At 63.7% G+C, this 20,437-nt stretch carries 19 protein-coding genes and 1 tRNA gene; 7 read left to right on the top strand and 13 right to left on the bottom strand.

The genetic code is table 11. The features are described from left to right. Window positions 1-17: 17 nt before the first annotated feature. The 5 genes from AX681_RS06055 to AX681_RS22370 form a co-directional block, all read right to left on the bottom strand. Window positions 18-1,103 (bottom strand): ParB/RepB/Spo0J family partition protein, encoded by a 1,086-nt coding sequence (locus AX681_RS06055; RefSeq protein ID WP_066663839.1) that lies wholly within the window; start codon window positions 1,101-1,103, stop codon window positions 18-20. Between the two features lie 69 nt (window positions 1,104-1,172). Continuing rightward, complete coding sequence (locus tag AX681_RS06050) at window positions 1,173-3,056, bottom strand: hypothetical protein (protein ID WP_066663837.1); 1,884 nt, start codon at window positions 3,054-3,056, stop codon at window positions 1,173-1,175. After that, window positions 3,053-3,349 carry a hypothetical protein gene (locus tag AX681_RS06045; protein WP_066663834.1) on the bottom strand — a complete coding sequence of 99 codons (297 nt, stop codon included), beginning with the start codon at window positions 3,347-3,349 and terminating at the stop codon, window positions 3,053-3,055. The genes AX681_RS06050 and AX681_RS06045 overlap by 4 nt, the downstream gene beginning before the upstream one ends. Before the next feature lie 2 nt (window positions 3,350-3,351). Beyond that, on the bottom strand, window positions 3,352-4,293 hold the full coding sequence (locus AX681_RS06040) for a hypothetical protein (RefSeq protein WP_156442906.1): 942 nt from the start codon (window positions 4,291-4,293) through the stop codon (window positions 3,352-3,354). A 108-nt stretch (window positions 4,294-4,401) separates the two neighbouring features. Beyond that, window positions 4,402-4,722, bottom strand: a complete 321-nt coding sequence (locus tag AX681_RS22370; RefSeq protein WP_197424242.1) for a hypothetical protein — start codon at window positions 4,720-4,722, stop codon at window positions 4,402-4,404. A 27-nt stretch (window positions 4,723-4,749) separates the two neighbouring features. On the opposite strand from AX681_RS22370, the gene AX681_RS06035 reads away from it, so the two are divergent. From AX681_RS06035 to AX681_RS06005, 7 genes are all read left to right on the top strand, one after another. Continuing rightward, entirely contained in the window at window positions 4,750-7,548 is a 2,799-nt protein-coding gene (locus AX681_RS06035; RefSeq protein WP_197424241.1) for a MobA/MobL family protein, read from the top strand. Window positions 7,549-7,731: 183 nt separating this feature from the next. After that, entirely contained in the window at window positions 7,732-8,493 is a 762-nt protein-coding gene (locus tag AX681_RS06030; RefSeq protein WP_156442905.1) for a hypothetical protein, read from the top strand. Window positions 8,494-8,563: 70 nt separating this feature from the next. Then, window positions 8,564-9,442, top strand: coding sequence for a 3'-5' exonuclease (locus tag AX681_RS06025; protein ID WP_082738104.1), 879 nt, complete (start codon window positions 8,564-8,566; stop codon window positions 9,440-9,442). A gap of 92 nt (window positions 9,443-9,534) precedes the next feature. Then, the gene (locus tag AX681_RS06020) at window positions 9,535-10,161 is read left to right on the top strand and encodes a MobA/MobL family protein (RefSeq protein WP_066663811.1); all 627 of its coding nucleotides are present in this window, start codon (window positions 9,535-9,537) and stop codon (window positions 10,159-10,161) included. 1 nt (window position 10,162) lies between these two features. Continuing rightward, complete coding sequence (locus tag AX681_RS21850) at window positions 10,163-10,723, top strand: hypothetical protein (RefSeq protein ID WP_156442904.1); 561 nt, start codon at window positions 10,163-10,165, stop codon at window positions 10,721-10,723. A 485-nt stretch (window positions 10,724-11,208) separates the two neighbouring features. Further along, complete coding sequence (locus tag AX681_RS06010) at window positions 11,209-12,204, top strand: AAA family ATPase (RefSeq protein WP_066663800.1); 996 nt, start codon at window positions 11,209-11,211, stop codon at window positions 12,202-12,204. Between the two features lie 5 nt (window positions 12,205-12,209). After that, a complete protein-coding gene (locus AX681_RS06005) occupies window positions 12,210-14,711 on the top strand; it encodes a S8 family peptidase (RefSeq protein WP_066663793.1) in 2,502 nt (833 codons plus the stop codon). A gap of 205 nt (window positions 14,712-14,916) precedes the next feature. On the opposite strand, the gene AX681_RS06000 is transcribed toward AX681_RS06005, so the two are convergent. The 8 genes from AX681_RS06000 to AX681_RS05970 all read right to left on the bottom strand — a co-directional run bounded on the left by AX681_RS06000 (window position 14,917) and on the right by AX681_RS05970 (window position 20,401). Next, a complete protein-coding gene (locus tag AX681_RS06000) occupies window positions 14,917-15,519 on the bottom strand; it encodes a hypothetical protein (protein WP_066663791.1) in 603 nt (200 codons plus the stop codon). Between the two features lie 11 nt (window positions 15,520-15,530). Then, a complete protein-coding gene (locus AX681_RS05995; RefSeq protein ID WP_066663788.1) occupies window positions 15,531-16,103 on the bottom strand; it encodes a hypothetical protein in 573 nt (190 codons plus the stop codon). Between the two features lie 11 nt (window positions 16,104-16,114). Continuing rightward, window positions 16,115-16,603 (bottom strand): hypothetical protein, encoded by a 489-nt coding sequence (locus tag AX681_RS05990; protein WP_156442903.1) that lies wholly within the window; start codon window positions 16,601-16,603, stop codon window positions 16,115-16,117. A 77-nt stretch (window positions 16,604-16,680) separates the two neighbouring features. Then, on the bottom strand, window positions 16,681-17,370 hold the full coding sequence (locus tag AX681_RS05985; RefSeq protein ID WP_066663773.1) for a hypothetical protein: 690 nt from the start codon (window positions 17,368-17,370) through the stop codon (window positions 16,681-16,683). Window positions 17,371-17,423: 53 nt separating this feature from the next. Continuing rightward, window positions 17,424-17,879, bottom strand: coding sequence for a hypothetical protein (locus AX681_RS05980; RefSeq protein WP_066663771.1), 456 nt, complete (start codon window positions 17,877-17,879; stop codon window positions 17,424-17,426). 59 nt (window positions 17,880-17,938) lie between these two features. Further along, window positions 17,939-18,220, bottom strand: coding sequence for a hypothetical protein (locus AX681_RS21845; protein WP_156442902.1), 282 nt, complete (start codon window positions 18,218-18,220; stop codon window positions 17,939-17,941). A gap of 178 nt (window positions 18,221-18,398) precedes the next feature. Next, window positions 18,399-20,231 carry a site-specific integrase gene (locus tag AX681_RS05975; protein ID WP_066681945.1) on the bottom strand — a complete coding sequence of 611 codons (1,833 nt, stop codon included), beginning with the start codon at window positions 20,229-20,231 and terminating at the stop codon, window positions 18,399-18,401. A 94-nt stretch (window positions 20,232-20,325) separates the two neighbouring features. After that, a tRNA-Glu gene (locus AX681_RS05970) sits at window positions 20,326-20,401 on the bottom strand. Window positions 20,402-20,437: the final 36 nt, after the last annotated feature.

Raw genomic sequence — 20,437 nt, 5'->3', positions numbered from 1 at the left:
CGTCCAACTTAGCAATTTCAGAACAGCCCGCCCAATTGCTCTTTGACAAAGGCCTCCAGCTCACCTTTCTGCTCGGCGGTGAGCTCTGCCAGCGGCGGGACCTTCAGCGTCATGGAGCGATCCGACGCTATGGTCATGGTGGCACGAACCTTGGTGCGACCATTGCCAAACGTGAGTTCGCGGCGGTCCGGGCGTGGCGTGCCGCGCTGCCCTGTCAACAGATAGCGCAACAGCCCCGCGGCGGGCAGCTGCTTTCCGTCAAGCGCTTTAGCGCGCGCCAGAATAGCTTTGCGCTCGTTCTTATCCTTCATTCTTGGCGAGAGCTTTTCGGCGAATACCGTCGGCAAGGTTTCGCGATCCTCTGCGCAGGCGAGAATCGATTCGGGCAGACCGACGAGGTCGAGCGCGCGCGACACGACGCTGGGATCGGCGCCATGTTGCTCGATATAGGCTTTGCGGCTACCGCCATGGAGATGCTCGATGGCCCACCTGATCTCACGGCCCCGCTGAAGGGGTGTGACCTCGCTGCGGCCGTGGTTGTCAGCCAAGCAAAGCGCGTAGGCTTCAGCGTCGGTCATGGTGTCGTCGATGATTGCACGCACCCGAAACCCCGGTTGCTCGGCTGCGATCACCCGGCCTGCGTTCACGCGCCGGCTGCCGGATGGGCAGGTCCAGCCCGAGCCATCGGGACGGGGCCGCAGACGCACCGGCACGGTGTTCCCACGAGCGCGAATGTCGTCGATCAGCTCCCGGTTCTGGTCAGGATCGAACACGGCGATCCCGCGCCCGTTGAATGGCTCGGGCTCGATCCCGAAGGGATCGACCAGAACGATGCCGGGCTTGTCGGATGACACGACCGGACAGTCTGCCACCACCGTCTCTGGTGTCGAGGCTGCAGGCGGTTCGAACGCCTCAAGCTGGAGGGGCAACGTCTCGGCCGGTTGCGAGTTCGCAACCGATGGATTATCCCCAAGCATCGGCTCAGACCGCTTTCTCGACGAGCGCTTGAACAAGGTCGCCTCATTGTCGTTGAGCCGAGCATCGTGTTTTGAGTCCACCGTCCATGGCAGTCTCGGCTCATCATCGTCGAAGTCGTTGTGCATTGCCGGAACTCCTTTCGGAGCCCGGCTTACCCATGCGCCGCCTTACCAACCCGGTTGTTCAGAAGAGCGTTACTTCGGCCGGCGCTTGCGCTTCAACAAACCTTTGGTGAAGCCATCTAGCCCGGGAATATAGCGCAACCCGAGATCACCGGCGAGGCCGCGATGTTCCAGCTCGGCGCGGACGCGCTTGCGGCGCTCGCTCATGTTGCGCGATTTGCCGCCATGCGCACGCGTGAAGTTCGCATTGGCAAGGGCGAGCTGCAGGATCGCCTGTGCGAACGCCGGGTTGACTGAGAGCGGGCTGACGGCGGTCGCAAGATCGCACATCAGGCGCGCAGTCAGTTCCGACGGCGCGTGAAAATGGGGATCGATGACCAATCGTTTGAACTCGATCATCGCATGTTGCAGCCGCTTTGCGTCCGTGGGGCGCAGCCCTAGCTCGCTGAGAGCGGCCGGATCGGGATACTGCATGAACCGCCACAAGGCGATGTCCTTGTAGCGGTCGCGCCACAAGCTCTCATCCGCCCGGGCAGCGGCGCCAGGCTTGCCGCGTGCTGGCAGGTAGAGCCGCGAAAGCCAGGCACCGTTCCTCACCGCATTTAGCGAGTCCTTGGCGGTGTTCGACTTGCGTCCCGGGCCGGCGGTGCGTTGTGCGGCACCGCCGCGGCCCAGCCGCGCGACGATAGTCGCAAGCGTGCGCCGAACATCGTCATCGTGATCAATAATCTTGCTTGGCGCGGCGCTGCTCCGCCTGCCGACCGGTCGAACAGCACCGAAATCGGCAATAAGCGCGGCACCGAGATTGTCGTTGGCGCCGGTCAGGCCATACCATTTGAACAGGATGTCGTTCCTGAGCGCCGACTGGCGGCTGCCCGGACCGGTGACCGGCGCGTCGCGGAACACCGACAAGAACGCGGTGCGCACATCGACCATCGTGGCCATGGCAGCGCATATGTCGGAGTCGATCAGTCCATGACCGAGCGCCGCCGCGGGCCGGAACCCGATATGGAACGTGCCGCGCCTGGCAGCGGCGGCATTGTACCAGCTCGCCAGGACGTCAGTGCCGACCGCAAGATACTCACAGAGCGTATGCAGGGCAGGGTCGGCTGCAAGGGCATCGGCGATGTCCTGCGACCAGGCAACACCGGGAATAGGGCCGTTCGCCGCCGCGATGAACGCCGGATCGTTCGCTGCCTCCAGCAGCGGACGCAGCACCGCGCCGGCATGAGCATGAAGCTCGACCTCACGGACGATGGCGCCGGCACGCTCGAGCTCGGCAAGGCGTTCGAACGCAACGATCGCCGGTCGGGTGAACCCACAGGCCTCCAGTGCGGGGTGCGCACGACCCAGCCGGTTGTCAGCCGCGAGCGCCGCCTCGAAGTGTCGCGACAGGAGCAGCAGAAACGCGCGGGGCGGATGCTCGGCATGCCCGCGGATGTCCATGGCCACCGTACCGACCGCGCTTGGCGTCAGATGGAACCCATCGCGCAGTTCGGCATCCAAATTAATGGCGATTCCGGCCCGCAGCTGGAACTGCTCGGCAAATTCCTGCGCGGTGTGCGGGAGCCGGAACACGCGCTTGCCCTCGACCGTACCATCCGGCGCGCGGAGCCGGTCGAGCCATGGCGAATAGCACAGCGCCTCCAGACGCACGCCTTGCGGGATCGGCCAGCCCTCCTGCGTTATGCAGGATGAGTCGCCGCCGGCCGCCATACTCGTGCGATCGGGAATATAGTCGACCCATGGCACGAGCTGCCGGGCGATCACCTCGGCGAGCCGATGATCGGCTGCCGAGTCCGGATCGAGGTCGCGCCGTTCCTCGCCGCCTGCCGCAAGCGCATCGAGCAGATCATAGCGCTGGATCAGCGCCTCGGTCTGACGGGTTACAATGTCGGTCCCGACGAACGGACCGAAGGCCCACGGTCGCGCCGGCGCATCGTAGAGATCCGTCATGGCCGCGTCCTCGTGCGGATCGCTTGAGCCAGATCGCGGTGGTAGCGGTCCTCGTTGTCGAGCTCGGCGCGCGCATCAGCCTTGCGTGCGTCGGTTTCGATCCGGTCGCGCCGTGCCATCATGGCGCGGTACTCTTCGGCAGCGCCACGGCGGACCTCGCGGTCCTTGCCCTCGAGCAGCAGCGCAAGCTCGTCGAGACGCGCCTCATAGGCAGCGACCACCGCATTCATGTCGTCGATGCTCGATATCTCGATCTCATTGCCACCGTGATCGACCGTCGTGAACCAGGCCATGTCTAGGCTTCCTTTCTGAAGATAATGTTGGCGCCGCTTCGCGACAGCCAGTCGTGCGCGGCGCCTCGATCCATCTCCTCGGGGATGGCGAGGCCGAGGGTGATTGCGGTGTCGCGCACGAAGTGGCGCTGACGCGAGGTCATCGCCCGCTTGCGCCAGTCGTCGTGCTCGCGGCGCGAGCTCACACGCCAGGCCTCGACTTCAACCGAGTATCTCGCCCAGCGCCGCTGCCAGCTGACATAGCGGCCACGCGCCTCATAGTCGTCCCGATGTATCGCCAGCAGTTCGGGCCACAGCCGCGCAACGTACAGCTCACCACGGAGGGCGCCCGCGCGGCGCAGCTGTTCGGCGAGCCGCACGGGGCCGATGCTCATCAGACCAAGCATGGCGTTCGCGTCGTCAGCGATGAGGCCGCAATAATAGAGATCGGCGCCGAGCGTGAAGGCGCGCTGGTCGCGATGAACCTCGACGATCCCGCAGCGGGCCACCGCTGCTTCGAAGACGCTGCGCTGATCCTGACTGACTGCATTTGCGGCCTGCAGACGCTTTGCATCGACGGCGGCGCCACGCCGGTCGAAGTCGGCAGGATCCGCATCAAGCAGATCGCGCCAGAGTCGCGTCACGAGGATCGACGGCGCTAGCGCTGCTGCAGTCTCGAGCATGTCTGCAAGTCGCGTTGGGCCAAGACTCATCAAGCCGCGCATCAGGCGGGCATCGCCAGTTGCGAGCTCGCAATCGGCCTGGTCGGCGCCGAGCGCATAGGCGTGATGATCCCTATGCGGCTCGACCAGCCCGGGAGCGGCAAGGACGCCGAGGGCCTGCCTGCGCTGGGCAGCGGTCAGCGCGATCGTGCTTTCGAGCTTGGCGATGAGCGCATCGGCCCGCCGAGCGCGTGTGACCCGCTCATCGCTTGTGTGGCTCGCGGGCGCGCGAGACGTGGACATGGGCATCTCCTTTCGGAAACGCATCAGCATGAGACCAGCGTGGAAAACCCGGTTGATTAAGCTCCTGCGCAATGTTCGGGCCGCAGCCGCCCATTAGGACGCAGGCGCCTATTCAACCGGGATAGCATTGGACGGCGGGGCCACCATGCCCCAATGGAAGATCAGCGAGAGAAATGTTCTGGCGAGCCAGAACGGAAGAGGGGCCGGTTCCCTTACCGGCCGAAGGATGCGCCACGGCCCGAGCCGCTGGCGAACGTGCCCGGGCCCGATCATGCCCGCTTTGCCGAGATCCGTCCATATTTCGTGCAGCGCAAGGACGATGCCGAGCGCATGCGGCGCGCGCAGCTGGAGGCGCATCGCGACAGGGTCGAGGCCGTCGCGGACAGGCGCATCCGCCGCGAGCTCGAGCGCGAGGAAGCCGAGCGCCAACGCGGTATCGATGAATTCTGGCGGTCGATGAATGGCAAGGTGAAGGTCGACAGGGGTCAGCGCGACCAGTCCGCGCCTGACCGCGGCGCCGGCCGCAATCCGACAGCTCCCGGCATCCGCACGCCCAAGCCGCCTTTCGCGCTCGCTACCTATTCAGGGCCGATCCTCGATCGCCGCGGGCGGGTCGGCGTGTTCATGTCATCGACCTACCTCTCGGCCAGGACCAGCGCTTACGGCTGCATGAGGCGGCTGTCCTATTACGTCACCAAGGCTGACAGCCTCGAGCAAGTCCCAGGGGAGGGGGCGTACTTCTCCAACATGGGCGAGACCCGGCACGAGATCGCGCAAGGCATGACGTTGGTCGAGGACGCCAGCCGGGCCGCGCGCGCGAATGCCAAGGTTGCGGTTACGTTCATCGTCCAGCTGCCGCATGACGTGACGCCGAAGGAGCGGCTGAGGATCCTGCGCATCTGGTGCGAAGAGAAGCTCGGCGTTCACGATCTGCCGTATGTCGCGGCGCTCCACAAGCCGAGCAAGGAAGGCAATCAGTGCAACTATCACGGCCACGTCGTGACCAGCTTCCGACCTGCGTACAGGACTGGTCGCTATGCCTGGCGGGTCGCGCGAGGCTTGCGCACCGATCTCGATAATCCGGCGATGTTCGAGGAGTTTCGGCGCGACTTCGCCACGATCATGACCGCGATTGTCCAGATCGCCGGCAAGGATCGCATCTACACCCATCTCAGTCACGCTGCGCGCGGCCTCAAGCATAAGCCCACCGAGAAGCTCGGGCCGCACAAGACAAGGCTGGCCCGCGAAGGCGAGCATGTTACGGCCAACGCGCGCAATGCTCGTACGATCGCGACGAATGAAGCGCTGGCAGCGGTCGAGCGCATCGACCAACGCAATGCTCGCCTTCGTCGCCGCGTTGAGCGCCTCGCCGCGCTGGCGGCTACGGTTGCGCGGCCGCTTTCTGTCCTCACTGAGCAGCCGGTCCATGGGCTGGCCGCGCCTGCGGGGCCGAGCACGCCAATGGGTAGTCGATCGCTTCCGGAACTCTCCACCGCGATGCTTGCGGCGGCGAGTCGTGTTGCGGATGGGTTGCGGCACCGGACTGATGCCGTGGGTGCCCCAACCGAGGGCGATACGTTGCTGATCGATGCACCGAACCTGCACGATGCGGCGATGCTCGATGACACCGCCATGCGTGTGCCCTCGTTGGGGGCCCCGGTCGAGCCGCCAGTGGACAGACTGCGTTCGCCGTCGCGTGCGATCATCGCGCCCGGGCGAGCCGAACATGCTGTGCGCTGGCCCACGATCCCACGTGACGTCGATCGCGACCGCACTGTAGCTGCTCGACCATCAGAGCGGATCACGATCGCCGAACTGGTCGCGACCTCCGCGCGGCGTCCGAGCGCGATCCCGCCTGTTCGGCGTCAACGCTCCCACGTCCGCTCGCCATCGACGCCCGGCACTCAGCTGCCGGCCGCCGCCCCTGCGAAGAAGCTCTCGCAAGTGGCGCCCGTCGCCACATCGCTCGTGCCCGCGACTTGGCCCTCGCAGCCGGGATCGGTCGGACAGCGCCAAGCGCCCCGGGCTGTTTGTCCGACCGTCGTTATGCCGGTCGGACGGGATGATGTGGCATGTCGTTCGGCATCAGCGGCCGTGCCAGCCCAGCATCGCGACCACGCTTCGACGGCCGGCATATCGACCATCGTCGATGTCGAGTCCCCCGCACCTGCGAAGGCGAGAGAGCCGACCAAACCGCTCGCGATCGCGCCCGCTATTATCGATCCCGCGCGATCGCCCGACCTCTCGCCTGAGTGGATCAGCTGGGTCGAAGCACGTGTGGCTGAGATCGAGCGGGACGCCAAGGCGCAAGCCGATACCGCAGCGGCGCAGGCGACCGAAGCGCAGCGCGTGCGCGAACATGACCGTTACCTCCGCTTCCTGGCGCTTATCGCCCTAAATGCCGATTGGCTGGCAGATGGCGAGCGCGGCCTTGTGATCGCACCGCATGCGCCGCCCAATGTCGCCGAGCTCTACGCGTCCTGGCAGAACGATCATGAGCGCCTGCGTACCGTTGCCGAGGTTCGGCAAGCGGTGCTCGACGGCGTACATCGTCTGCCGGCAGACCTAGCCCAGGATATCGCCCGCAAGGCCGAAGGGTTGTCGGGCCGGCTGCCCGCCCCGCCGCCGCTGTGGGATGCGAAAGGACGATTGGCGCCTGCCGCCGAGCTTGCCATGGCGCTGGTCGCGGATACACCGCGCTGGGCGCCGGCATCCGGCGACCTCATGAAGTTGCCGGCGGATGCGCCGCCGGCGCTGGTGGCGATCGTCGCCCGCTATGGCCATGAGCGCGCACTCCTTGCGTTGCTCGCGTCGGCTGCACGCCACGGCCAGGGCGTTACCGGAGCGCTCGAGCCGAACCTTGCGCGGCGGCTTGACCACCGGCGGGCGGGGTTCGCGTTGCGGCGCGCTCGAGGGAAGCTGCCAGTCACCACGGCTGACGGCGCGCGCCTCGCGCCCGCCATGGTCGAGCACCTCGCACAAGCGCGGCTGCATGCCGACTGGATCGTCCATCATCCTCAGCTCGGCGTCGGCGTCAGCAAGGACACTTCCCGCATGTTTGGCGAGCAGTGGATGCAATGGAACGATCCCAAACTCGCACAGCGGTTGATGATCGACAATGCAGGCCCGCCTGGCGCCAGCCAATACATGACGCCTGCCATGCGCGCGCAAGTCATCGCGGCGGTGCAGGCGCTCGCCGGCTCTGACGGACACGCGCGTCCGCCGGGCCGCGATATCGGCGAGCGCTCCCGCTAGCACGACCATTACCGCCATCGGCTGGTCGGCACGTCGCGGGGTGGCAGGGTGATCGCAGGCATCCGGCTCCGGCCGACCTGCGATTTGAGGAACGCTGCGCTTGTGAGTGAGAACTGGGAAGTAGAGGAAAAGAGCTGACATTTGGCTCTTGGCTTCCTGGTTCTCCATCCAGGAGAACAGCTCATGAAATCCCCATATATGCCGCCGCTGATCCAGGCGGTTGGCATCGCCTGCGTGCCCGTCGATGACATGCCGCCTTGCACCACGCTGGCGCGTAAGCCGGTCGCCGCCGCCGTGCTGACGCTCAGTGAGCGCGCTGACGGCCATCGCGATGTGATCGCCACCTGCTTGTCGGACGCGCGCGATCTTGAGTTCCCGCTGCCGGTGCTGGTGGAAGACGCACTGGTCCCCAGCGTGCCGACGATCATCACCGGGTTGGATTGCAACGTCCTGGCAATCGAAGCAGCGGCGCGGCGGTTCTTCGTCGAACCGAAGCTTGGCGCATTGGCAAAGGGGCAGGGGCTGGTCGACCCGACGGCGATGTTCGGCGCCGGACATGACGAGGTGCCGCTGTGCCGCCGGCTCGGCATCACGATGAGCCCAACTACCGACCAGGATGTCGCGCGATGGTGGCGCCGGGACGCACCTGCCGCAGCCGAGGGGGTGGCACTGACCATCGCCGTGGCGCGGCTGATGCTATGGGCGCATGGCGCGTCATTTCTCGGCGGACTGCCGGATGCCTTCTTCGAAACGCTGCTGCCGCTGCGTGAGAAGCTCATGGATCTCGAAGCGGATCGCCCGGAGATGAAGGCGATCCTGGCTTCGCGGCCGTTCGGGCGGGCAGCCTCGTTCACCAGCTATTATCATGACTATCGCGGCAAGCGCGACGCGGGCGACGAGGCAGCCCGGTGGATGAGCTTCGAAGACGGGCTCTTCTACGTCTGAATTCCATTCCCTGCACAACGCCGACAAGGCCCCGCTCGCGCGGGGCCTTGTCGCTTGAGGACACGAGATCATGCGACCATGGCTCTCACCTGATACCGAACGCGCCGCAGCTTTGCTCGAAGCGCATCCCGACTATCGTATCCTGCGCTCGCTGCCGCCGCTCGACCTGCTGCCGCTGCCCGAACCTGAAGGCCGGATACGCACCGCAGCAATCCTGGATACCGAAACCACCTCGCTCGACCCAGCAACCGGGCACATCATCGAACTGGCGATTTGTCCCGTGTCGTTCGATGCGCGCGGCCGCCTTGTCGGCATCGGACCGGTACATGACTGGTTGGAGGACCCCGGCTATCCGCTGCCGCCCGAAATCGTGACGTTGACCGGGCTGAACGATAGCGACCTTGCCGGGAAACGCATCGACGATGCCGCGGCGCTAGGTCTGTTGTCCGCCGCCGACCTCATCGTTGCGCATAACGCGAGTTTCGACGCCGCCTGGATCGAGCAGCGCTACCCAGCAATCGTAGGGAAGCCCTGGGCTTGCACGCTGAAGGACATCGACTGGCGTGCCAACGGCTATGAAGGACGCCAGCTCGGCGCGTTACTTGGCGAGGTGGGCGGGTTCTTCAACGCCCGCCACCGGGCTGACGCCGATGTCGCTGCGCTTGTCGCGCTGCTTGCCGCACCGCTGCGGTCGGGCCGTACGGTGTGCAGCGAGATGATCCTCTCCGCGCAGCATCCGACGGTCCGGGTCACCGCTCAAGGCGCGCCGTACGACGCAAAGGATCGGCTCAAGGCGCACGGGTACCGCTGGGATCCGAAGCTCCGCTGCTGGTGGAAGGAAATCGCTGGCGATGCAGCGGAGGAAGAGCGCGCTTGGCTTGCCGATCACGCCGCCTGTCATGCACCGGCCACTCGCTCGATAACCTGGCGCGAACGTCACCGCGCCTGACGCGCACGCACGCCCAGATCACTGAAATCCGTCGCGGCATGCCGCCGCCGGACCCGACCGCTTGCGGTCACCAATCCAGAAAGGAAAAAGTCATGGATGCTTTCTACCACCACCGTCCGTTCAACCTGCGCTACGTGGTTTACCAGCGCAGCGAACGCTACACGCCCGAACTGCTCCGTACGCACCGCACCGCCAAAGCGAGTTGGCTCTACATCCGCCGCCAGCACGGGATCGATACGTTCGGGCCGACTCCAGACTGGTCGAAGCGCACCGACCTGGCCGCGTTCGGGCGCTGTGCGCCGGCTCGTGCGAACGACCCCGCCTTGGATGTTATCGCCCTGTGGGAGCGAGCCGATGCTCACGCCGCCGAAATCCGTCCCGATGAACCCGTCTGCGCCCATGTGGTCGGATCGTTGCCGCTCGGCGGCGATGTCGCGGGCTGGCGTACGATCATCGAAGGCTTCGCCGAGGATTTCCTCGTAAGTCAAGGCATGGTGGTCGACTGGGCGGTTCATTACCGTGACGGGGAGGGCGACCAGCCCGCCATTCTCCCGCACGTGCACATGCTGATCACCATGCGAGCCTATGACCGCTCGCATCCCGATGTGGGTCGCGTCCGACAGAACTGGCTGCGTACCGAGAAGGCCAGAAAGGCCCTTGCCGAGAAGTGGTGGGCGCGCACCGGCCTCTATCCAAGGAGCTATGCCATCGCGGCGTAGCGTGGTCGAACGCAGCGGCCCAAGGTACTTGCGGACGTCGCCCGGCCTTCCCGAGCCGGGCGCCGTTCCCGCAAGCGACGACGGGTCATGGCGCATATTTCGTGGCAGCCAATCCGATGCGAAATGGAAGTCAGATGCACCTAAAGCGGAAGGTTCTGGGCTGGCTGCAGCCAAGCTTGAGGACAAATTTTTACCTGTCTTCCCATACTTCCCCCCTGCAAGGAGAATTTTAATGGCTTTATCGATGGTGCCGCTCAGCGCTGTTTTTCAACGACATTGCATAATCCTTACGGGCGATCCCTTGGCGGACCCCGATGGGACCGAGTCATTCTTTGCCAAGCCGCTCAGTGTTTGCGATATTTATCGGGGCCCACCTACAGGGCAGGATCGCCATAACACGACCCGAAGTTTCTGGCTTGGCGAACCCGCTTCTGATGGCGAGGAGGAACTGGGTGTCACACTTATCGTACAGCATGCGTCCGGCGAGTCCGCCGCCCTCCTGTACTTCCCCAACGATCAGCACCTGGTCAAAGTGCAAGATGACGAGGAAGATGATTGGTAAACGATCGCGCTTTCCTGGCGCGCAGGACAGCGAGCAATGAGGCGGACTGACGCCACCTGCTCAAGTTCTACCCGCCGATCTTTTCAAGTTGATGACCAAAGTTGGGCCGGTTGCTGAACGGCAGGTTCCAAATAGCCAATCCGGCAAAGCCGCCATTCCTAGGCTAGATCGCAACAGGCAATTTCCGACGAATTTCCGCCATTCCGCAGTCGGCGCCTAACGTCTGTCTATACGGCAGCCCGTCGTCCGCATTTGTCCGCACGTGCTCAACATGTGCTGAAGAGTTCATCGCATGACAACCGATCGCGCCCTAGGTTTCTGGCGCGACGGCAAGCGAGGACGTTCGCAAAGCGGCACTCACGGCCTGAGCCAGTTCGGGTGATCGAATGGCCCAAGGCGACGATCTCACTTCAATTTTCAAGGAGCATAACGTATCGCTGGTAGCGTCCGAGGTTGGCAACGCGGGGGGATGGAAAGTAGGATAGATGTCAAACGCCAAGCAAATACTGGCGATGCTACGCAGTCGAGCCGAAGGCGACGACGCGCAGTTCTATTCTATTGCCTTGCAAGTTGCCGCCTCCGAAGCACGACAAGGCCATCGAGAAACCGCGAATGAACTTCGTTCCGCAGTCGATGCTGCGCGAGGTGCGGGCGGGGTTAAAGCATCTATTCCCGTATCCTTTGCTGCCCCGCGTGGTGATCTCGAAGGACTTCTCGACTACCGCGATCCTGTGGTTGATCTTCAGGACGTTATTCTGAGCGCGTCAGTGTCCGAGCGGCTCAATGGGACGCTCTTGCAGCAGCGGAGACGCGATTGGCTGCGCGAACATGGCAAGGTTCCTTCACGAAGCCTGCTGTTCGTTGGCCCTCCGGGATCGGGCAAGACCATGACGGCCGAGGCGATCGCCGGAGAGCTGAAGCTTCCGCTCTTCATCATTCGGCTCGAAACGCTGATCACCCGCTATATGGGTGAGACCGCCGCAAAACTGCGTCTGGTTTTCGATGAAACCCGGCGTCGGCGCGGGGTCTATCTGTTCGATGAATTCGACGCTGTGGGCGGTCATCGCACCGCGACCAACGACGTCGCCGAAATGCGCCGGGTGCTCAACAGCTTCCTCCAGTTCATGGAGGAAAAGACATCGACAGACAGCCCGATAATCGCAGCGACCAACCATCCGGAGCTTCTGGACCGGGCGCTTCTACGCCGGTTCGATGACGTGCTGGAATTTGAGATGCCGACCGCCGCGCAGATTCGCGCCGTCATCAAGGCCAACCTCAAACCCCTCAAGTTTCAGCGCGCTGGTTGGGCTGCAATCGAGCAGGCGGCACACGGATTGAGTCAGGCTGAAGTCGCCCGCGCTGCGGATGAAGTCGTCAAGACTGCGATCCTCGAGCAGAGGAAGCAGACGACCACCCAGGAGGTCATCGCCAGGCTCACTGAGCGCCAGGCCATGCGAACGGCGTTTGCGGTGAAGCGCTGAGCCCTGTGAGCGAACACAACCGACCCCACATCGACATCACCCCGCTTGCCCAGCGCCGTGCCTTCAAGTCGCCAGGCAGTAATGCGCGCCAGCGCGCGCTGAACAGGGTTCGCGGGGATCATGGCCTCCGCCTCATAGCGGAAATTGGCAATGCCTTTGCGGAGGCTGAGGCCGAACAGCGCGGCTTGGCCGATCAGCCAGCGGACCTTGAGCCTGCTGGCGGCGTTTTCATTGAGGTCGAACTCAATCGGGGAGCAGGCGCCACCAACCTTGAACGGCAAAGGGAAGGCACACGGCAAGCGGCCGAAATCATCGACGAGAACGGCGTGCGCCGCATTGCCCTTTTCGTCCCGGATAACATGCGCGACGCCTTTTCCCAGGTGTTTGAAGATTACACAAACGGGGAACTGAGCGAAAAGGGATCGCCGCCCAAGAAGACCCGGGTCGAACCGATCGAGCACATTCGCGCGGCGCGCCTGCAAAGTTTCTGGCGCGATGCTCTCGAGGCACTGCCGGAAGACCCCCAGGCGCAGATGTGGTGGGCGCTCTGGTGCTTCAACGATCGCATCGACAGAGTTCTGGGCAGCGCCGCGGTGTTGGGGCTGCATCTCGGCACCCCCGACACCTTTCTGCGTTTTCCGGAGACGACGGTGATCCCGGCATACGGACGGCGCGCATCAATTGAGATGTTGCTGTTTGCAACCGCAGGCATTTCGGAGCTGCGTCGCGCGAGCGACAGCCCGCTGGTGTTTACCCGGGACCTGAAGGACGACGTTCCGGCATTTATCGATGATCTCGCAGAGCGTGTAACTTGGCCCGGCAATGACGCGCCGGCGGTCTGCCTGCTCGACACAGGGGTCAATCGGGCGCATCCCCTGATAGAACCCGCTCTGTCGCCAGAAGATCTGATGGCGATCGACACCGCCTGGGGCGGGGACGATCACGAACACGGCGCTGGCCATGGGACCGGCATGGCGGGTCTTGCCTTGCATGGGGATCTTGTCGGTCCGCTCGCGAGCAATCAGCCAATCGAGCTCAACCACCGTCTGGAATCAGTCAAGGTTCTGCCCCCTCTCGGCGTGCCGGACAACGATCCCCATTCCTACGGACCGATCACCCAGAGCGCCATTCTGCTCGCGGAGATCAACAATCCGGATCGTGACCGTGTTTTCTGCATGGCGGTCACCAACGAGGGACGCAGCGGATCAGACGCGACGGCATGGAGTGCGGCCATCGACCAGGCGGCGGCCGGAGCGGAATCGGAGGACGCTGAAAATCCGTCGCCCCGGCGGCTAATACTGCTCTCTGCTGGCAATATTCCCGACAATTCCATTGCTGCCGAAATCGCGGACGCTGATGCCTTCCCGGCAGAAGACCCGTCCCAGGCGTGGAACGCCCTTACGATCGGCGGATATACGGACAAGGCCGGGATAGGCGAGGTAGGCTACGACGGCTGGACCACGATGGCACCGGTTGGTGCCGCCAGTCCTTACAGCCGGACATCCTTCCTCTGGGACACCAGCCAATCTCCGTTCAAACCCGAACTCGTCTTCGAGGCCGGGAACAGGGCGCTCAGCCCCTGCGGTGCAGAAGCGGTAGCGGGACTCGATTCCCTTTCCCTCCTTACGGCCTCCCGCCTTGTCGCCCAGAAGCCGCTGGACGCATTCTGGGCGACAAGCGCCGCAACCGCGCAGGCGGCCCGGATGGCAGCGCAGCTGACCGCGGCCTATCCGCAGTACTGGCCGGAAACGATCCGTGCGCTGATGGTGCATAGTGCTCGTTGGACCGGGCACATGTATGAACTCGTCGCGCAGTGCGCGACAAAGCGAGACAAGGCTGACTGCCTCAGGCGGTTCGGTTACGGTATCCCCGATCTGGGGCGTGCGATGGCGTCAGCCATCGATGATCTCGCCCTGGTGGCACAAAACACGATACGTCCGTTCCGCATGGAAGGCGGCAGCGTGCGATTCAACGAGTCGCATATCTATCAGCTTCCCTGGCCCCAGGACGTGCTTGAGGCGCTCGACAACACTCGGGTGAGATTAAAAGTCGCCCTCTCGTATTTCGTGGAACCCAACCCCAGCTTTGCCACCAATCTGGATCCGGCACGCTACCAGTCCTTCGGCCTGCGTTTCGATCTAAAGCGCTCACGTGAGACGATTGGGAACTTCAATCGCCGCAACAACGCCGAAGGATACGACAAAGACGCTCCGCGCGCGGTCAATGAAACGAATGACGGCTGGTTATTTGGTGGAAAGCAAATCTCGTCGGGTTCGCTGCATGTCGATATTTGGGAGGGGCCAGCCGTCGAACTTGCCGCTCGCAATGCTCTATATGTCCATCCGATCTCAGGGTGGTGGCGAGAGCGCAAATCGCTTGGAAGATATGACCAACAGGCTCGCTACGCGCTGGTGATCAGCCTTGAAACGCCGGGCGTTGAAGTCGACCTTCACACGCCAATTTCTGCATTGGTCCCCGTGCTTGTCGAGGTTCCGATCGAGATTTAACTCGCGAGCAATTCCGACGCCGAAGCTCTTCGATCCGCGTCATTCAACGCTTCTACGCAATGTCGGGCAATCGATGTGCCTTTTCCAACTGTGACCATGTCTGCTTTCATGCGATCGGCAGGCAAGCCGCAACGACTGAAATTAGGGCGCTTTGCCGACTGACCGTGTTTCATTGATAGTTGTCGAAAGGGGTTGCCAAGCGCGCTCACTCGTCCTCGTCTTCATCACCGTCCGACGCGACAATGATGCCGCTTGCCCACAGATTCGGCTCCACGGTCACCCAGCGATTGGTGCTGTGCAGATATTCGAGCCATCCAACGCTGGTGGCGATGCTCGACTGCGGTCTGGTCAGCTCGAGCATGATGAGCGCAGCCTGCCCCTCACGCGTGAGTACATAGCCGTGCTTGGCGATTACCGTCGCCAGACCGAGCATTTCGAGATGAAGAAGATAGTGTTCGTACAGCGCAGTCGAGCCGCCGAAGATGTCGCAGACTGCGCGGCGGTCATCGACCTTCGGGTGACGCGACGACGCCGCGCATTTAGCGCCGGCCTTGAATATCGGCTGCTCATAACGCCCGCAGTGCAGCCACGCCATGGTCCGGCGCATCACCTCCAACTGCTCGTCACCCGGACCGCGTTCACCACTGCCGACCCGGTACAGCGCGAATGCGTGCCGCAATGTGCTGAAGCGCCGCCGATCGGGCGTAACCACATAGTCGGGATCGCGCTCGCCATCGACATATTCGAGCTGCTGACCCCACATCATGGTGGACTCGTCGGTGAAGAACCAATTCCTGTCGTGGAACATGGTGGCCTCGATCAGAAGTCGCGCGTGCTCTGGACGCTACCGGGCCGGCAAGCGCAGTCGTCCACGATGCGCGCGGGACGGGCGTACTGATTGATCGTCGTCCAGCGCTGCGGCTGGAAGCGGGGCGGGGTGGCATGAACCGTACTCGGCACCACCATCAGCTCGAAGATCCAATGCGTCAGTTCGTCGGGCCCACGCCGGTGCAGCATGCGCGCGAACCGATCCCACCGATGGCTCTGGGTGTTGAGCCAGCCGATCATCCCTTCGCGAGCATCGAGCGAGTCGGTCGGAAGCGACCAGCTGTCGGCCCATGCACCGTTGTCGCCGCGCTCCTGCATCACGACCGCAGGCTGCCCATCGACTTCCCCGCGCGTGAAGCGCACAGCACGGTCCTCAGCGGGGGCGGTCGGCTCCACGACAACGAGGTCGCGGGTGCCGGTCGCAGGCGCGCTCAGGAAGCGCGGAATATCATCCTGCAGATCGTGGACCGGCATTTGCCTCGCACGCCGCATGCGCTCGAACAGCGTGCCGCCTGCGACCGGGGAGGGGCCATTGTTGAACCTGAACGTGTTGCTGTCGGGCATGATCAATCTCCTTAGTTCGAGAGGATGCGCAGCTCGCCGCGCTGGATGCAGGCAGAGCGCTGCTGAGCCGGGTCGTCATGGTCGACGATGACTGGCTTGGTCGCTTCGAGCATGGCGAGCACCGACCAGCCGAACGCGGAGAGTTGAGCATGCTTGAATACGGTGCCGACATGCTCGAGCATCTCCCGGTTCGAGAGGTCGAGCATGTAGTGGCGGAAGAACAGCTCGCTTCCGTCGAACAGGTGCTCGATCATGGCGGCGGGATCGATCCGGTGCATTTCCTCGGCAACGCAGCGCAGGGTCGCGCGCATCAGTTCGAGCTGATCGGCCTGGTCTTCGCACATGCACATATCGAGGTGATGACCCCAGAACGCGTCGCGCACGGAGTCCCACAGATGACCATCGGGCGCCTGCAGCATGACGTGGGATCGTCCGAGCGTGACCGGCTGGAGCGTGCTGCCCCAGGGGCGCACCTGAGCCAGAGTGAGTTCGTGCGACATCGGTTACCTCCTTGGCACCGGAATACCGCCCGTAAGACGAGATGTCAAGTTGTCGGGGTCGTGGGACCCCGAAACAGCTATCGTCGTCTGGAAAGCTCATCGAAAGGGCGATAATCGGGCTCCCGGTGTAGGCCCTCCACCTCGGCCAGAAACGCGGAAAGGGCATCATCTGGCAGAAGGCGGCGCGTACGAATCCATCGCCACATCGTCTGGGCCGAGCCACCCATGTCGAGCACCAGCCGCTGTCCAGCTGTTCCAAGGCCGAGCTCGTCGGACCATAGCTTCGTCAGCTGCGAACGCTGTATCAGGCGAGCACGATAGGGCTCGGCCTCTTTCCATCCGGCTGGATCCAGCCATTCCCAAAAATGGCCTAGTAAAATGACCGCCACCGCATCGGTCGGGCTCACCTCAGCATCAGGGTCGGCCAAGCGCTTGGCGATAAGACGAAGAAGCGCGATCTCATTGCTGCGCGCCACGGGAATGGCGATGCTGGGCGGCATATGAGCATCGAGCAGCATCAAGGCCGACAGCAGCCGGAAACACTGACGCAACGTGTAACCGCGGCGCAGTTGCGGGTCCTCGCGCAAGTTCGAGGGCCAATCATGGCGGCTGATGAGCTTCATGCGTGTACGCAGCCGGGCGCGCTCATTCTCGTCGAGTTCTGGCCAGGGCGTCTTGGCGGTCGAGCCCGCGACGGTGATGAGGGCAATGATCGCCAACTCGTCGAGATGCCCGGCACCGAGGCGGGGTTGCGCTTGGTCTGTCATGGGAGGACGCTAGTCCGTCGCGATGCGCCCGAGAAGTGGGATGTCCGTCGCGATCAGATTGCCCGCCAGCCTGGCTTGATCGAAGGGTTCAACCAGCCGTGCCGATCGCGTGAACATGCGTCGATGATCAAACACCCCAAGGCCGGTGTGGTCGGATCGATGAGGCTGTTGAGCGGTCGGCCGGGCAGGGCCGCCTCGAGCGTGTGAGGGATATCGGCTGGACAGGCAAACTCGATGTCGGTTTGGCTTCGCTCTTTATATATCCATTGCCATTTGCCGTTCTTCATCTGCTCGATCTGAACCAGCAGGCGCCTGTATCGGCGCGAGATCATCACCACGTTCACGCCAGTATGCTCGCGGATCTGTCTCAGATAGACGTGCCCGGGAGCCAGGACGGTCGGATACCGGAGGCGCGCTTGCCGCTCCAACGACATGTTGACCTGCTTGGGCGACAGCCCCGAGCGCTCCAACAAATCGGCCAGTGGGTCTGAGAGGTACAGCTTCTGCATTCTGGCTCCACTTGGGCCCTTCGTGCGCTTCCCTTGCATTCGCGCGTGGCGTTCGGGGATTAGCCGGGGGGCGCTGCGCTCGGCAATCTCGCCAAGGCCTTCTCACGACCGTCGCACGCGGTCACCGGCGGCGCGACCTTCGACCAGACGGTGCGGCCGTAGCTCGTGCAATAGCACGCGAGGCCGCTCGTCGTGGTATACCAGCCGGACGCCGGACAGCTTGCACAGGCGGGAAGGGGGTTCGGCCGGCTCTCCGCCGGAAGGCGAGCAAGCGTCGGGCTGAAATATTCGAACGGCTCCTCAGGCTCGGCAAGCACTACGACAACATCGGGATCAGACATGATGGTCACTCCAGCTATGGTGAACCATCGATTTGGCGACAGTTTGCCGTCGTAACCCGGTTGATCAAGCTGGGATGGGCCAGAGGTTGGATCGACCTGCACCGCATGGATAGTCGCTTGCGCGAATGATCGGCAGCTTGTCGTTGCTCAGAAGACAGTAAAGATCAGCTCGAACTGATCAAGGCGAATCGGATGGCTGCTTGGCGCGAAGCAGAGCTTCCCAATCCACCAGCTTCAAAGCCGCGACAATCGGCTCCCAGTCGATGCAGGAGAAGTCGATCCGGTGCAGCGCACGGTCGAGCGTTCTGATCCGCGGTGTCAGGCCATATCGCCCGCCGGTCGTCAGCGGCGCATGCCCGCAGATCTGATCCAGCGTTTTGTCGGTGATGCCGGCATCATTGCCCTTGGCCTTGAACGCATGTCTGAGCGAATAGAACACCAGGCGGCGATCGCGCGCCACGTGACGATCCACGATGCGATTGACGCGCTGGCTCGCTTCCTTGGTCCGCTTGCCCAAACTGTTCTCCTTGAGGTCAGGGAAGAGCTGGGTATGGCCGTGCACGGTCAGTGCCTTGAGATAATCGTTGAACCCGAGTTCGATCAGCTTGCGATGGATCGGTACCAGGCGAACCGATTCCTCATTTTTTACCGTCTTGCCGACATCGTCGTCCGCCTCGAGCGAATAGGAGTCGATGTCGAGATAGACGATCTGGCCGTCCCGCTTCACATCGGCGAGTGCGACCTGGCCGACTTCCTCCAGCCGGGCGCCGGTGGTCCCCGCCAGCAGGAACAGCCAGAAGATCGTCACGTCGCTGATCCGCGAGCGCGAGTTCCAGCCGGCCGGATCGACGAACAGCGGCGCGGCGAAGAGAGCGGCCAGTTCATGATCCTCGAACGCCCGCCGCGTGCGCTTGCCTTTCGAATAGCCCTCGATCTTGATGCGAATCCCGGGATTGGTCGCCAGCCAACGCTGATCGACGGCGTAAGTCAGCAACGCCTGAAGCGCACCGATCCGCTTCTTGAGCGTCGGCGGCGAGCACTTCGGGTAGGTATCGGCGTGTTTCTCCAAACGCGCGTTGAAAGGAAGCTCGCGGTCGGGGCGGGGCATCGACGCCGGCAGCCCCGCTGCCGCGTCGCGATAATCGTAGAGCAGATCGGCATCGATCGTGGAAACGGGAATGTCGCCGGCAAAGTCGATGAAATCATCGACCGCGGCTTCGAACTCCAAGGCAGTTTGAGGCCGCGGCTCCCGGCCATCCTTCCACTCGCGATACAGTTGCTTGAGCCGCATGGTCGGCCGCAGCCGCGACTGCGGCGCGCGTGGCCGCTTGTTGGCGAGACGCGCGCGGTTGACTTCGTCATCGCCGGACCGCTTCGCATCGATGACCCCCAGCAGCGCGGTCGCGAGCGCCTCGTCCGAAAACCGTTCGGCGCTGTCGTCGAAGGCGCGCAAGCGCGCTACTGGTCCGTCCAGGCAATGCCGCCAGCTCTCGGGCGAGTCGTGCCAGCGCGTGCGTATCCAGTTCGAGCCCGTACGCTCGGCGTCGCCGTCATAGGCCTGCGATAGGATCGTCTCGAAGCGAGCCCGGTCGCCTAGCACTGCGGTCCAGTCGGTGTTCGCGGCAGGCCCGAGCACAGCCGGCGGGAAGATGTCGTCAGCACCGGCCGAGCAGCGGCTACCCGCCGCCGCATCGAGCTCCATGAAGGTCATGATCAGGCGCTGAGCGCCAGTAAGCGCCGTATCGCCGGCCGGTCCCTCGCACCAGCGTCGCACTAGCGCGGCAGGGGTGGGCAACAGCGTACCCTCGGCCATCCGGCGCCGTGCATCGGCCAGCTGCTCCTCGAACCTCGCGTTCTCACGCGCGAATGCGATCTTCGCCTCGGCCGGGTCCTTGGTTCGCAGCGTCACCTTGACCTGCGCCTTCCCGTCGAATGCAGCCCGCAGCGCCTCTGGTACCGCCCGGCGGAAATAGAGCTGTCCGGTCCTTGGATCCGCGAAAGGCGTCGCCATGCTGGTCTTTTTCACGTCGTTCTGTACCCATCTTCTGTACACACGACGGGTAAAAGAGACGTAAAATCCGCACTTTCAGGCACTTATGCCTGAGTGGTGACCCCTACGGGACTCGAACCCGTGTTTTCGCCGTGAGAGGGCGACGTCCTAGACCGCTAGACGAAGGGGCCGCGCGAGCGGAAGCGGGGCCTTTATCGGGGGGCGGG

Origin of the sequence: Sphingomonas sp. CCH9-E2 (assembly GCF_001557215.1) — a bacterium.
In the GTDB taxonomy this organism is placed as follows: domain Bacteria; phylum Pseudomonadota; class Alphaproteobacteria; order Sphingomonadales; family Sphingomonadaceae; genus Sphingomonas.
Note: the sequence above shows the minus strand (reverse complement) of the source record. Positions and strands in the feature narration are given on the sequence as shown.